Source organism: Parasedimentitalea maritima (genome assembly GCF_005771405.1).
Classification (GTDB): Bacteria; Pseudomonadota; Alphaproteobacteria; order Rhodobacterales; family Rhodobacteraceae; genus Parasedimentitalea; species Parasedimentitalea maritima.
Window position 1 is genome coordinate 60,731 of record NZ_VAUA01000013.1, and the last position, 14,692, is coordinate 75,422.

The 14,692-nt window shown below is 55.2% G+C and carries 13 protein-coding genes; 6 read left to right on the plus strand and 7 right to left on the minus strand.

What is annotated here, in order from left to right; all coding sequences use genetic code 11:
* Positions 1-62: 62 nt before the first annotated feature.
* Entirely contained in the window at positions 63-1,457 is a 1,395-nt protein-coding gene (gene lpdA / locus FEE96_RS21100) for a dihydrolipoyl dehydrogenase (protein ID WP_138165117.1), read from the minus strand.
* A gap of 202 nt (positions 1,458-1,659) precedes the next feature.
* Here lpdA and FEE96_RS21105 point away from each other — a divergent pair, with 202 nt between their 5' ends.
* On the plus strand, positions 1,660-2,058 hold the full coding sequence (locus FEE96_RS21105) for a hypothetical protein (RefSeq protein ID WP_138165118.1): 399 nt from the start codon (positions 1,660-1,662) through the stop codon (positions 2,056-2,058).
* A 6-nt stretch (positions 2,059-2,064) separates the two neighbouring features.
* On the opposite strand, the gene FEE96_RS21110 is transcribed toward FEE96_RS21105, so the two are convergent.
* From FEE96_RS21110 to FEE96_RS21130, 5 genes are all read right to left on the minus strand, one after another.
* Positions 2,065-2,643: a DUF924 family protein gene (locus FEE96_RS21110; RefSeq protein WP_138165119.1), complete on the minus strand. Its 579-nt coding sequence runs from the start codon at positions 2,641-2,643 to the stop codon at positions 2,065-2,067.
* A 137-nt stretch (positions 2,644-2,780) separates the two neighbouring features.
* Positions 2,781-4,055 carry an MFS transporter gene (locus FEE96_RS21115; protein WP_138165120.1) on the minus strand — a complete coding sequence of 425 codons (1,275 nt, stop codon included), beginning with the start codon at positions 4,053-4,055 and terminating at the stop codon, positions 2,781-2,783.
* A 189-nt stretch (positions 4,056-4,244) separates the two neighbouring features.
* Entirely contained in the window at positions 4,245-4,934 is a 690-nt protein-coding gene (locus tag FEE96_RS21120; RefSeq protein ID WP_138165121.1) for an SDR family NAD(P)-dependent oxidoreductase, read from the minus strand.
* Positions 4,935-5,000: 66 nt separating this feature from the next.
* Entirely contained in the window at positions 5,001-6,047 is a 1,047-nt protein-coding gene (queA, locus tag FEE96_RS21125) for a tRNA preQ1(34) S-adenosylmethionine ribosyltransferase-isomerase QueA (protein WP_138165122.1), read from the minus strand.
* Positions 6,048-6,136: 89 nt separating this feature from the next.
* Positions 6,137-9,592 carry a YhdP family protein gene (locus FEE96_RS21130; RefSeq protein ID WP_138165123.1) on the minus strand — a complete coding sequence of 1,152 codons (3,456 nt, stop codon included), beginning with the start codon at positions 9,590-9,592 and terminating at the stop codon, positions 6,137-6,139.
* Positions 9,593-9,597: 5 nt separating this feature from the next.
* Here FEE96_RS21130 and FEE96_RS21135 point away from each other — a divergent pair, with 5 nt between their 5' ends.
* The 4 genes from FEE96_RS21135 (at position 9,598) to FEE96_RS21150 (ending at position 13,117) form a co-directional block, all read left to right on the plus strand.
* Positions 9,598-10,062, plus strand: a complete 465-nt coding sequence (locus tag FEE96_RS21135) for a peroxiredoxin (RefSeq protein WP_138165124.1) — start codon at positions 9,598-9,600, stop codon at positions 10,060-10,062.
* A 161-nt stretch (positions 10,063-10,223) separates the two neighbouring features.
* Entirely contained in the window at positions 10,224-11,054 is an 831-nt protein-coding gene (locus FEE96_RS21140; RefSeq protein ID WP_138165125.1) for a ferritin-like domain-containing protein, read from the plus strand.
* A 202-nt stretch (positions 11,055-11,256) separates the two neighbouring features.
* Positions 11,257-12,588 carry a DUF5930 domain-containing protein gene (locus FEE96_RS21145; protein ID WP_138165126.1) on the plus strand — a complete coding sequence of 444 codons (1,332 nt, stop codon included), beginning with the start codon at positions 11,257-11,259 and terminating at the stop codon, positions 12,586-12,588.
* Complete coding sequence (locus tag FEE96_RS21150; protein WP_138165127.1) at positions 12,578-13,117, plus strand: bactofilin family protein; 540 nt, start codon at positions 12,578-12,580, stop codon at positions 13,115-13,117. The genes FEE96_RS21145 and FEE96_RS21150 overlap by 11 nt, the downstream gene beginning before the upstream one ends.
* 150 nt (positions 13,118-13,267) lie before the next feature.
* Here the strand turns inward: FEE96_RS21150 and FEE96_RS21155 are convergent, their stop codons facing one another.
* The gene (locus FEE96_RS21155) at positions 13,268-13,645 is read right to left on the minus strand and encodes a winged helix-turn-helix transcriptional regulator (RefSeq protein ID WP_138165128.1); all 378 of its coding nucleotides are present in this window, start codon (positions 13,643-13,645) and stop codon (positions 13,268-13,270) included.
* 129 nt (positions 13,646-13,774) lie between these two features.
* Between FEE96_RS21155 and FEE96_RS21160 the strand changes: the two genes are divergently transcribed.
* Positions 13,775-14,680 carry a PLP-dependent cysteine synthase family protein gene (locus tag FEE96_RS21160; protein ID WP_138165129.1) on the plus strand — a complete coding sequence of 302 codons (906 nt, stop codon included), beginning with the start codon at positions 13,775-13,777 and terminating at the stop codon, positions 14,678-14,680.
* The last annotated feature ends 12 nt before the right edge of the window (positions 14,681-14,692 follow it).

A 14,692-nucleotide genomic window follows, 5' to 3' on the forward strand; every position in this document is an offset into this window, starting at 1 on the left:
CGCAAAATGCCCGGAACCAGTCATGGCACCGGGCATTGCAACCTAAACGACTGTATCTAAAACTACATATGGATTACGCGGTCAAACGCATCCAATACACTTTCATGCATCATCTCGCTAAGGGTCGGATGTGGGAACACGGTATTGATCAGGTCTTCCTCTGTGGTTTCCAGCTGACGCCCAACCACATAGCCTTGGATCATTTCCGTCACTTCAGCCCCAACCATATGAGCGCCCAACAGTTCGCCTGTTTTTGCATCAAAAATGGTTTTTACCAACCCTTCTGCTTCGCCCAATGCAATGGCTTTGCCATTGCCGATAAAGGGAAACCGGCCCACTTTGATGTCATAACCCAACTCTTTGGCCTTAGCTTCGGTATACCCGACGCTGGCCACCTGTGGGTGACAATAGGTGCAGCCCGCAATGCTTTCGGGTTTAACCGGATGCGCATGTTTGCCTGCGATCAGATCCGCCACCATGACACCTTCATGGCTGGCCTTATGCGCCAACCAGGGCGCTCCGGCGATATCACCGATGGCATAGAGCCCGTCGACCCCAGTCCGGCAATATTCATCGGTGACCACATGGGTGCGATCCAACTTGACCCCCAGTGCCTCCAGCCCCAGGTTTTCGACGTTGCCGACGATGCCAACAGCTGAAATTACAGTGTCGAACTCTTGGGTTTCGACCTTACCAGCGACCTCTATATGAGCTGTAACCTTGCCTTTACCGCGATCCAGTTTTTTGACCATGGCTTTTTCCATGATCTTCATGCCCTGTTTCTTGAACGCCTTATGGGCAAAGGCGGAAATCTCGGCGTCTTCAACTGGCAGCACCCGGTCCATCACTTCCACAACAGTCGTGTCAGCCCCCAGTGTGTTATAGAAACTAGCAAATTCGATGCCAATGGCGCCCGACCCGATGACCAGCAGCTTTTTCGGCATATGCGGCGGTTGCAGGGCATGACGGTATGTCCAGACCAGATCGCCGTCTGCTTCCAGCCCCGGCAATTCCCGTGCCCGTGCGCCGGTAGCCAAAACGATGTTCTTGGCGCTTAGCTCTTCGGTACCCTTATCAGTCTTGACACTAACGCGTCCCTTGGCCGGGATCACCGCTTGTCCCATCACCACAGTGACTTTGTTTTTCTTCAACAGATGTCCGATGCCACCAGACAGCTGCTTGGCTACACCGCGCGACCGCTTCACCACCGCATCGATGTCATAGTTGATATTGTCTGCCGACAGGCCAAATTCTTTGGCCCGGTGCATCAGGTGAAACACCTCAGAGGATCGCAGCAGCGCCTTGGTGGGGATACAGCCCCAGTTCAGGCAGATGCCGCCCAGATGTTCGCGCTCGACCACTGCGACTTTCAGCCCCAGCTGCGCGCCGCGAATGGCGGCTACATAGCCCCCCGGTCCGGCCCCGATAACAATCAGATCAAAGGATTTGGTAGCCATTGTTAGTCCCTCAGCACTGCGGTTTAAAACTAGTTCACCATTAAACTATTTATATACAGACTGCAAACACTCCCCCTGACAGAGAGGTTTTCCTGCATTTCTTATTGTTATCAATAGCATTCCGCCGCAATTTCTGAAACCATGAGACGGTATAAATCTCATAATTCCCAATCCAACACATTTGACCCAATAGGCCCTTGTGATGACAAAAACACTTCTCGATCTGCTCAAGGCATGTATCAACGCAACCCTGCTGCTATTGGCGCTCTGCCTGTTTCTGGGTTGGAAGCTAATGTCTTCCGTGGACAATGTGACAGGGCAAGTCACGCAGGCTGTGGTCCAGATCACCCCAGTCCAGAACCGCATCGAGGCATTGCGAACCGAAGTTGTCGCACTGCGTAGTGACATTCTGCAGCGCCCCGAAATCGCGGTGTCGGCGAAGCTTGATGCACTGGACCGTAGATTGGCGGCTCTCCAGTCCGAAATGTTGGATCTGAAAGCCCTACCTGCAGAAGTCATTCGAGATGCGGCCCAAACCGGGGCGGCTGAGTTCGCCGGGCAGATTGCCCGGCTCTCAAATTGTGTACCGCCGACGCCCTAATTGGGCCTAGCTGGCAGCCTGTAACAAACGGACCGTCTCGCCATAGCCACCAGCCATAACATAGTCCAATTCAGGTTCCGTACTGTGACGCGCCAACGCTTCGTTGCGATAGGGAAAGCGACCGAACAGCCGGATCACCTCACGGTGCGCGCGGGCATGCAGCAAGTTCGATGGGCCTTCAACCGGCATCCGCTCCTTCATCAACCGAACACAACGGTCCTGATCACAGAGGTTTTCGGAATGCATTAGCGGCAGATAAAAGAACTGCCGTGCGGGCTCGTCGATCTTCATATCCCATTTCTTGCTGATCGCCGCCTTGGCTGCTGCCAGGGCCAGCTTATCACTGGAAAAAGCCGCCTTGGATCCGCGGTACATATTCCGTGGGAACTGATCGGTTAGAATGAGATAGGCCAGCACTCCGCTGGGATGGGTAAGCCACATCGAATACTTGCCTTCGCAAGCCCCTTCCCATGCTGCCTCAAACCGTTTTCGTATCTCGGCGTCAAACGCCTCGTCCTGCATATACCAGCCCTTTGGTCCAGCTTCATCTAGCCAGAACTCCAGAACCTCGTCGGGACCAACCATGGGTCATACTCCAATTTTTGCCTGTCCCTAACATCAGTCGATTTTACGACCATTTTACAAGTCTGTTACGGTAACAAATTACAACAGGAGTGGTGTTTTTGTGAAATCTTGCGCAAAATTCAACCGGGTTAGCGCAATCATCCTAATTCGCCAGCAGCTTCTTGCTCTTCCAGTTCCGTATCAATGGCATACTCCTGTGCAAACTCAACTGACACGGGCGATGCACTTGGTGTCATCGGCGCCATTATTCCGGTTTCTTCGACAGGAATCGCAGCCCGCTGAGTTATGCGATAAGCGGCATAGCTGGCCAGAACAGCCAGCAGCAGCGCCATAAACAAGAAGTACCCCGCAGGCCCAAAGACCGCGTCCCCCATCAGCCAACCGGTGATCAGCGGTCCCGCGATCGCCCCCAGCCCATTGATAAACACCAACCCGCCCGAGGCAGCCGCCATATCATCGTGGTCAAGATAGTCGTTGGTATGGGCGATCAGCAGCGAATACAAAGGGCTGGTCATGCCGCCAACCAGAAACGCTGACAGCAGCAACATCTCAAACTGCATCCCAAATTTCATTCCCAGCACGCTGCCAACGGCTCCAACGCCCGCAATGACCAGCACCAGAACACGTCGGTCCATTCTGTCCGAGACCCACCCAAGCGGAAACTGCAAGAGAGTCGCGCCAACGTAGAACGTCGCCACAAAGATCGAAATTTCCAACAGGCTCAACCCTGCCTCAGCGCCATATACTGCGCTCATACCAAACTGTGCGGAAAACACGCCGCCCAGCAAGAACATGCCGACACATCCCAGCGGCGACGTTTCCATCAGCTTACGCAATGTCATCGGTTTGGCAGTGTCAAACGCCGGTGTGGGGGAAATCGATAGCAAAATCGGAGCAAACGAAACGGATACAAGCACCGATGCAATGACAAATGTCTCATAACCGGCTGGATCACCAACCAGGAGCAACCCCTGCGCGGACACGATCCCCGCCATCTGCACGATCATGTAAAGTGACAGTGCCTTACCTCGGTTTTGATTGTCAGCCGCATTGTTCAACCAGCTTTCAGCGGTCACATACACGCCAGAAAAGCAGAACCCGATGAGAACCCGTCCAAAGATCCACGCGACAGGATGGGCAAAGGCCGGATATAGAATCATCACAGCCGAGATAAATGAGGCCAAAGCCGCAAAGACCCGCACATGCCCCACCCGCCGGATCAGGTCTGGGGCCAATTTGGACCCACCTAGAAAGCCTACAAAATACGCCGACATCACAAAGGACATCTCAAACGTCGAGAAGCCCTCAATCTCACCTCTGACCCCAAGCAAGGTCCCCTGCAGGCCGTTGCCGACCATCAGTAGACCCATCCCAAGTAACAGCGCCCACGCGCTCGACAGAACCTGAAACATCCCTGCGTATCCTTCTCATTTAGGGACTGCACCATCTGGCCCGCCCCAAATGGGTTTTGGCCTCTCAGATTTCTGCTTTTCCCTGAGAACGAAGCTCAGTTCTGTCAGTTTTTCGTCACGCAGGTCCTAAAAGCGACGCTTGCATACATTCTCGGGCAAACAAAGACGGCCCTCCACAGCGCACCTGTGTCACTGATAATCGGTGATCGACCGCCCCGAGACCTGCGACCAGACCATGCCTTCACTCCGCAACATGGTGACAACCATCTCGGCGCCCTGCTCCGGGCTCATCGCAATGTTCAGATCGCGCCCAAACCCAGCCGTGTCATACATGCTGGTATCAATCTTACCCGGATAGAACCCCATCACGCGAACTCCCTTTGGCGCACATTCGACCTCCATACAGCCGGTAAACCCACGGATGGCCCATTTGCTGGCCGAGTAAACACTGATCAACTTACGGCAATACAACGCCCCAGTCGAAACCGTGTTGATGATAGTGCCACGACGGCGGGCCAGCATATCGGGCAAAAAGGCATGTGTGGTCAGGATTGTGCCTGTGGTGTTTGTGTCCAAAACCTGTTGGATCTGTTCGGCAGTATAGGTCTCAAAATCCCCTTCCAGCCAAATGCCTGCATTGTTGATCAGACCGTCAACCGGTCCAAGATCAGCGATAATCTGAGCACTCACCCGGGTGATTGACCCTGCATCGGCGACATTCAACTGATATCCTGGCACAGCCAGATCTGTCGCCAGACTATCCACCTTATCTCGATTTCGCCCCGTCAGAACCGGCTGAAACCCAGCCATCTTTAACTGCTCCACCAAGGCAAGACCCAACCCGCTGGTGGCCCCTGTTACAACAATAGTCCCGCCCATACTGCAATCTCCCCTTTTACGGCGGAGCCTGCACAATTTCACCCTAGTCAGCAAGAACCGCCAAACTTAGGGCAGCAACAATGAGGCGTCACCGTAGGAAAAAAACCTGTAACCGTCTTCGACCGCGTGATCGTAAATCGCTTTCACACGCTGTTGTCCAATCAAAGCAGACACCAGCATCAACAGGGTCGACTTTGGCAGGTGAAAGTTGGTCATCAGTGCATCGGTCACATGAAAGGCGAACCCCGGATAGATAAAGATATCCGTCTCCCCTTCCCAGGGCGCAATCTCACCGCTGCGTGCCGCACTCTCAATCAATCTGAGTGCCGTGGTCCCCACCGGGATCACACGGCCACCGGCCGCCTTAGTGGCGGTGATTTCATCGACGGCTTGCTGGCTGACCCGCCCCCATTCTGCATGCATCTTATGGGTGGTCACGTCATCGACTTTGACCGGTAAGAATGTGCCTGCCCCGACGTGCAGGGTGACATGCGTGAATTCCACCCCCTTGGCCGCCAAGGCCGTCAGCAATGCGTCGTCAAAATGCAGACTGGCAGTTGGGGCAGCGACCGCCCCAGAATGTTGTGCCCAAACCGTTTGATAGTCCTGTTTATCCTGCTCATCCGCAGCACGTTTTGCGGCAATATAGGGCGGTAAGGGCATCGCCCCCGCCTGCGCCAGTGCTGCGTCGAAATCATCCCCATCCAGATTAAACCGCAGCTGGCCCTGACCATCCTCGACAGCCTCTAGTGTGGCGCTGAACCCATCACGGAATACCACCTCTTCGCCGATCTTGATCTTTTTCAGTGGCTTCAGCAAAGCCCCCCAACGCCCATCTGCACGCGGCTCCAGCAGTGTCACTTCAATTTTAGCTGCAACCGGTCCCTGCGCACTGTCACGATGCCGTCGCCCGCTTAATCGTGCCGGGATCACTTTGGTATCGTTCAACACCAAGCGATCGCCAGAGCGCAGCCAGTCCACCAGATCCGTCACATGCCCATCGCTAAGCACGTCACCTTGGGCCACCAGTAAACGCGCCGAACTGCGCGGGTTTGCGGGGCGGGTCGCAATCAGGCTGTCAGGCAGCTCAAAGTCAAAATCACTGAGTTTCATGCCCGCGCTATAAGGGGTTCACCGCCGCTTGGCCATGGCCCAATTTGAGAGACCGCTTGGGTCAGCAAGGATCGCTGAACACAGCAAAGCTACCGATCCTCTGCCGGGCTGGAATAGGGAGAGGGCGGCGTGCCGGGCGTCGGCGCAGCAGGTTCTGGCTGCCCGGGAATTCTAGGTGCAGGGCCACGAAAGATTTCACGGAACATACCCGGCGCCAGCCCAGACAGCGGGTTGACCTGCACCTGCGGCTCATCCGCAGTACCGCGCAGGGTATAGGCAAATCCAATCAAGCCCTCACCCTTGCGGGTCAGTACGGATCCAATGGCGTTCAGCATATAAATCGGTGACACTACGCCGCGCATGTTCAATACCCCACGCGCAAGATCAAAATTGCCGTCCATCGACAGCCCGATCGAGGGACCCACTGCACTGCTTTTGTGCAGGATCAGGTAAGACGGGCCCAGACGAAAACTGGCCTCAACTCCTGTAAACAAAATACCTTGCCCAGCCAGTTCATCCACCAGACCGATCAAGCTCAACGAGTTGATCAAAGCGGCCATTGCCGGTGCATCTTTGATCCGGGTGTTTTTCACCTTGATGCGACCATCATACTCACCCGGTTTACTCGCCGGGGTCAGTGTCATATCAAAACTGCCGCCCCGTCCATGGCCCAGCATGCCAGCAGACCGGAAGACACCACCAGCATCATTTGACCGAATCCGCGTCGCAACACCCCCATTTTGGGGCACCACCTGACCGTTGATTGCTGTCTGCCCATTCAAGGCACCGCTGAATTGACCACTAAACCCGCCCAAAGTTGAAAACTTCCCGCGAAACCCGTGTAACGCGATGCTGTCTGTCACCTGCAACCGGCCCAGTGTCAGGGTAATCGGAGTATTGCCTCCGCTGGTACCCGCAGCACCACTGGCACCACTGAACGGGGTTTTACGCATGTCCAGCGCCCCACCGGTCACGTTGACCGATGGCGCAGCATTGCCCCGGCCCACCAATTCAGCCGAGCCTGTCAACCAATTGCCAACATTCACCTGACTGAACTGAGCCCGGTCCAAGCCTCCGCCCACACGGGTACTCAGAGTGCCTGACACCGTCAAACCAGGGGCCTTGAGCTCCAAGAGGTCAACCTGTGCCAGTTCTCCCAAGCGGGCTGAGATAGTCAAGGTTCCGGTGGCCTCAGGCGACATTGCCCAGCTCAAAGATGGGATTCTTACCCCTGCCCCGCTCAAATCTGATTGCAGCGAGAGCAGAGGTGGCTGTTCAGGTTTCAAATCCACCGCAAATTCACCGGTAGCCTGCCCGCTAATTGATCCTTTGGGCAATCCCAGGCCAAAGGCATCTACAGCCATTTGCGATAGCTCAACCTGGCCTTCAACACGGCTCATTTTCGGCACATCCTTGCCAAGAGCCATACGCCACTTGGCGCTTATGGGGACGCCAGACAGTTGCCCTTTGCCACCAATCTCCACGCCGTTCTGATCTCCACTCAGGTTCAGAGAAGTTGCCTGCAACGCATGGCCAGGCACCAACACGTTGCTCTCGACATCAGAAATCCGTCCTTGGTAGTGATAGAAAATTTCCTCAACTGGCACCTTGTCGCGCAATGGCAGCGATAGGGTGCCTGCAACGCTGACCAATCCCTTTGCCAGATCTACCGGCAGATTACTGTCTTTCAGCACCGACAACGGCGGCCGGTTCAACAAGGATAGTACAGACGTCACCGATCCTGTCCCCACCACCCGGGCAACACCCGGAGCCCCCTGTTTGACGGACATATCGGGAATAATAAATGAGGTCCCCGCAACATCGATGTCCCCACCTTGATCAGCGGTAACCGTACCGCCAGTGGCCATCAGAACCAGCCGCTTGCCATAAATGCTCATCTGACCTTGAGCATTGCGCAGTGGCGGCAGATTTTTCTGGAACCGCACAACTGCATCTTCGAACCCAAGGTCCAAATACAGGAACGGCTTTTTGCCGTCTCTGCCGCGCAGTGCCAAATTGATGTCACGCGCAGTGCCTTGCCATAGATTCTCGCGCACCCACTTACGTGGTTTTGGCGGCGCCGCCTCGGGCCAGAGTTGCTTGACGCGGTCGGCCTCAACTTTATCCACCTGGGCGATGACATCGTAATCCCAGCCCAGATCTCCGGCCCTCAGCGCACCACTGACAAGAATATTGCTATCGCCATCCCGGACCAGCATCTCGCCGATCCGAAGACGAAATGGATTGAGCTCAAGCTTGAAATCCGCGTTTATCCCGGCCAGTTCCAGTGGAGTTTCATACAACCCACGCGGATTCAAACTCAGATCCGAAAATCGCAACTGCCCGACGAGTTCGGTCAACTGCCCATTCTCCACCCCGCTTAGCAAGGCCTGACCTTCCATTGCGCCGGCGCCCCATCCGCTGTTCACACGCAGTTCATCAAACTGCAGGATTTGCGTTTCAGGCGTGAAGGAAATGTAACTACTGGCGCCATGGAATGGGATCGGTAGCGTTTGGTCTGCAGGCTGCAATACGCCGCTGCCTATCTGCAGACTGGCAGAAAACGGTAGCAGCGCACTATTGCTGTCGATTCCGCCCCTCAGAGACCCTGAAATTGGGGCGCGCAAAACCTGCAACCAACCAAGCGCAGCACTCTGACTGGCGATATCCTCGCTGGCGATTTCACGCACCAACACACCAAACTCAGCAGCGGCATCACCAATTTTTGAGCTATAATTGGCCTCGACCGTACCGACATAGTCACGCCCGCTCAGCAGCGAGAAACCACCGGTAATGGCAACATTCTGACCGGTTCGGTCTAACTCTATGTGCCCGCCATCCAAGGTCCAACCCCGGCCTTGCCGGTCGTCTTCATAGCGCAGCGTCAGGGCCTCGGTCTCGATAACATCCAGCGCCGACAAGGCCGGAGCCATCAGCAGCTGATCAAACTGTTCGATCAATTGTGGCAAGCCCGCCGCCTGACGCACCGGTGCTGCTCCGCCTTCAAGGCTCAGTGCCATTGCACCACTCGCCTCGCGGCGCAAAGTCGCGAACAAACCACTGATACTGATCCGTTTGGGTTGTACCTGCCCCGACAATAAGGGGCGCATCGCCAGTGATGCCTGCGCATCCGCCAGCTGTGCCATAACAGTTCCGTCTGCTGCGCTTAACCGGACGTCCCGCAACCCAACGCGAGGTCGCCACCCGTGATTGACCACCATATAGATCTGGCCAAATTCGATTTGCATGCCTGCCAAATTGCGCTCGATCCGCGTTTCAACCCGCTGGCGCAGCCAGTCTGGTGCATCAAACCGGGTCCCCATGGCAAAATACACCAGTCCAGCCAACAACAACGTCACCCCAGACAAGAGCCAAATGCCAACACGTAGCATCCGCCAACGGGTCCGTTTGACGCCCGGCAGAGATGGCTCTTGGTGCTCTGGGCCAGGGCCTGGTATTTTTTGGGCACGGGTGATCTTTGCTTTTCCTTTGCCTGTTGTCGCCAGAATGTGGCAGTCAGTCCCCACAGTTTTCCATGGAGACATACGATATGCTCGAAACCTCAGACCTGGCCCCTGATTTCACACTTCCTTGCGGAGGCAAAAGCAGCGATGTGACGCTGTCAGTTCTTCGGGGCCAAGCCGTAGTCTTATTTTTCTATCCTCGTGATGATACGCCGGGCTGCACCAAGGAATCCATCGGATTTTCCAGTCAGTTGCAGGCTTTTTCTGATGCAGGTGCTCTGGTGTTTGGCATCTCCAAGGACAGTATCACCAAGCACGATAAGTTTACCGCAAAACACGAACTGACAACACCGCTGCTTTCTGACGAAAATGGCACCACCAGCGAAGACTACGGGGTCTGGAAAGAGAAGAACCTCTATGGCAAAAAACACTGGGGGATTGAGCGCTCAACCTTTCTCATTGACGCAGAGGGACGCGTTGCCCGCGTTTGGCGCAAGGTAAAAGTGGACGGTCATGTCGAAGAGGTTCTGGCAGCGGTCCAGGCGCTCTAATCAGCCCTAGGGCAGCGCAGCACTGAGAATCTGATCGCAAGCAATGCTGCATAGTCAGTTGATCGGGGCGAGCGCGCAGAAAGCAAGCCGCGCTCGCCCCAAAATCTGGACAATCTCCCCCAAATCAAGGAGATCCAGGTCACAACAACCGGATGGCTCCTATGATCAACCAAAACCTTTCACTCGCGGAACGCGCAGCGCAGGTCCTCAACACCGCTGATGGGCACGAAAAAACTGCTCTATCGCGTCACCACGCAAAAGAATGGTTTGAATCACGTACTGGAAAACGTGAGGTGATTGAGATTGGCACGGCCTCCCCGCCTCTTCACCCCGCACGGCCTGAACACCCCGAATTGCTCAACCCGCGCGATGTTCCGAAGCGAAAACCAGGAACGCCCGCTGGCAGAATTGCGCTGCTTCACGCAGTTGCGCATATTGAGTTAAACGCAGTGGACCTGCATTGGGATATCATTGCGCGCTTTTCTCATGTGCCGATGCCGATGGGGTTCTATGACGATTGGGTCAAATCCGCAGATGAAGAATCCAAACACTTCAACCTTATATGTGATTGCCTGGACACCCTTGGCAGCCACTACGGTGCTTTGCCCGCCCACACAGGTATGTGGCGCGCCGCCGAGGACACCGCCGAAGATCTGATGGGTCGTTTGGCTGTGGTTCCCATGGTGCTCGAGGCCCGCGGGCTTGATGTCACGCCCGGCATGATCGAGCTGTTCCGCAAGGCCAAGATGCCCCAAGTAATCGAGACACTAGAAGTGATTTACGCCGAAGAGGTCAGCCATGTGGCCTATGGCAGCAAGTGGTTCCATTTTCTGTGTGGACGAGAAAACTCAGACCCCAAAGAGATCTTTCACAGCTTGGTAAGGCGCTATTTTCACAGCACTTTAAAACCTCCGTTTAATGAAGAAAAACGAGCCGAAGCCGGGATTCCGCCAGATTTCTACTGGCCCTTGACCGAAGCTGATCCACAATAAGGCTTCGGTTAAATCCACGCAGCTACTGTCTCACTTCGGTTCGGCAAAATCTTGCCCATAGCTACCAATTGTTCGCTAGGTGAACGCTGAATTGGTCAACAGGCTTGCCCAATCCTGCCTGTCTGGCTATTCCTTACCCCCTAAGGGCTGGCGCGCTCTCTGCGGCGGGCCTTTTGTAATGGGATGGCACAAGGATCAGCGCGTGCGAACACGTCTGGCTATTAAAATTCACGGCTTTCTGGAACGGAGATTTCCCGAGCGGCGCGTATTTCTGAAATCCGATACCGACACGCGATTTATCCGGCTCCGCCCGGAAACTCAGCTGATCGCAGTTGCAGGCACCTGCGTCATCGTCGCCTGGGGTATTGTTGCAACCGCCATTGTCCTGATGGACAGCATTGGCTCAGGCAACTTTCGCGAACAAGCCAAACGTGATCAGGAAACCTACCGTGAGCGGCTAAATGTTCTTTCGCAAGAACGCGACGCCCGCGCCCATGAGGCACTGGCCGCGCAGAACCGTTTCAACGCAGCACTGGCTCAGATCTCGGTAATGCAATCGGAAATTCTGGCTTCGGAAACGCACCGTCATGAGTTGGAAACCGGCATCGAAGTCATCCAGACCACGTTGCGCCAAACAATGCAGGACCGCGAGTCAGCCCGAAATCAGCTGACTCAGCTCCAGCAACAAGAAACCACCGGTGACAGCCCGCAGGCGCTGGCCTCATCTGCCCCAGCGCAGATGGACTTTGTCGCCGCAGCTCTGGCCGATACGGCGCTCGAGCGCGATCAGATTCTGGCAGATTCGCAAGCCGCACTTGAGGCCCGCGATGAGTTGGAAAAAGAAATCCGCTTGATGGACGATCGTAACGATCAGATTTTCCGCCAACTGGAAGAAGCCATGGCAATCTCTGTCGAACCACTCGACAAAATGTTCCGCTCTGCCGGAATGCCCACGGACCGCATCCTTGAACAGGTGCGGCGCGGATATAGCGGTCAGGGCGGTCCGCTTGACCCTTTTTCCCTGTCAACCCGCGGTGAAGAACCCACTGCGGATGAACTGCGCGCCAATCTGTTGCTGAATCAGATGGACCAGTTGAATCTTTATCGTATTGCTGCCCAGCAAGCGCCGTTTGCCACCCCGGTCAACCTTGGCACAGTCCGCCAAACCTCAGGTTACGGCTATCGTCGCGATCCCAAAACAGGGGGGCGCCGCCTGCACAAAGGCTCTGACTTTGCAGGCCGCACTGGCACTGACATCTTTTCCACTGCCGACGGTGTTGTCACCCAAGCAGGTTGGCAATCCGGCTATGGCAAGCTGGTCACCATCCAGCACGCCTTCGGCATTGAAACTCGATACGCCCATAATTCTAACATCCGCGTAAAGGTCGGCCAAAGGGTCTCGCGCGGGGATCACATCAGTGATATGGGTAACACCGGACGGTCCACCGGGACCCACCTCCACTACGAGGTTAGGGTCAATGGAAAACCAGTTAACCCGATGATCTATATCAAGGCTGCACGCAATGTTTTCTAAAAGCAAAATCAACGAACCCGGCGCCAAGGCCCCTGAGGCTAAAGCAACTCCGGCAGTACCGGCTTCGGCAATGGCATCGGCTCCAGCCGCGCCAGCCAAAAGCGATTTCAAGGCCAGCGCCCCTAAGGCAAAGCCACCTGCTTCCATTCTGTCTTCGGATCTGCACGTTACCGGCAACATGAAAACCACCGGTGATATTCAGGTCGAAGGTACGGTCGAAGGCGATATCCGCGCCCACCTGCTGACCATCGGCGAATCGGCCACCATCAAAGGTGAAGTGACTGCTGATGACGTCGTCATCAATGGTCGAATCGTTGGTCGTGTACGCGGGCTGAAGGTTCGCCTGACAGCAACCGCTCGTGTCGAGGGTGATATCATCCACAAGACCATCGCAATCGAAAGCGGCGCTCACTTCGAAGGCTCGGTTCAGCGTCAGGACGACCCATTGAACCCAGGTCGCGCTGCTGCGCCAGCCTCCAAAGCACCAGCCTCCAAAGCCGCCGCTGCTATTGCCAAAGCTGAAGGCTAAGGCCAACGTCGGATCTGAACATCAGATCCCTCAAGAGTTTGAACGCCACTAGAGAAATCTAGTGGCGTTTTTTATTCCTTGCTGGCTCCTGTGCGATTGCGAGCCTCAGACACCCATCCCATATTGGACTATAGCAGTCACACACGATCGCTAGTCTTCGCCGTCAACAACCGTGCGCCCCTGAACAGGATCATAACGTCCACCACCCAGATGCGCATGCCCCCAGCCCATAATCTGCAACAGGATAGGCTCTAGTTCCTTGCCCCGCTCGGTCAGGTAGTAACGATATCTGACGGGTCGATCCTGGTAGGCTTCTCGGCTCACTGCTCCCCACTCCATCAACCGCTTCAATCGCTGCGACAACAGGTTGGTTGGCATCTTTTCTTCGCTCCCCTGCAGCTCCTGAAAGGTATGCTTCCCATGCCACATCAGATCCCGAACAACCAACAACGTCCATTTATCGCCAAGAATTTCCAAACTGCGCGCAATGGAACACCGCGAGCGAAAATCGTGTTGTTGCTCCGGCATGACCTGCTCCCATTCGTGATACATTCCTTGCTCTTACAGCAGTCACTTTAAAAATGGAAGCTTGACCCGAATAGTCACTTTAAATATGAAAGTCACTAAATTCAAAACAGCACAAGGATCACAGGACCCATGATTGGAAACACTCCATTGATCAAACTTCGCCACCTGACAGGTCCAGACAGCGCGGAAGTCTACGTGAAGTGGGAAGGGGCAAACCCAACCGGCAGCATGAAAGACAGAATGGCAATGTCGATGATTGAAGGTGCAGAGCAGCGCGGCGCGTTGAAACCTGGCGGACGGGTCGTTGAATACACTGGAGGCAGCACCGGCAGCTCGCTCGCTATGATCTGCGCCACGCGCGGCTATAAGGCTCATTTTGTCTCCTCGAATGGGTTTTCACAGGAAAAACTGCAAACCATGCGGGCCTTTGGTGCCGAGGTGGAGATTGTTCATGCAGAGGGAGGCGTCCTGACTGCAAACGTAATCAACCGCATGATTGCCCGCGCGAAAGAGTTGAGCCGTGAACCGGGTACATTTTGGCCCGATCAAGTCAACAATCTGGACAACAAACTGGGCTACCACGGCATGGCGCGTGAAATCCTCAACCAGATCGATGGCCCGGTTGATGAATTCATCATGGCGGCAGGTGGTGGCGGGTGCATCTCTGGAAATGCTGAAATTCTGAAAGCACAAAACCCCAACACCAGGATCATAGCCATCGAGCCAAACGATGTCCGCAATGTTTCCGGAGGAGATACAAGCGGCACCCACAAACTTGAAGGAATAGGCTTGTCCTTTGTGCCAACAATCCTGCGACATGATCTCCTTAGCGACGTTATCCCTGTGACCGATGAAGACGCCTATTGGGGCGCACGGTCACTGGCCCGCCGAGAAGGCCTATTTGCGGGGATCACTTCGGGTGCAAATGTCTGGGCCGCCCTGCAACGCGCCAAAGAACTGGGTCCCGGCAAGAAAATTGTGACCGTCCTCATCGACACCGGTTTAAGGTATTTAAACGATGACTTGTACCTGTAAGACCCTACAACA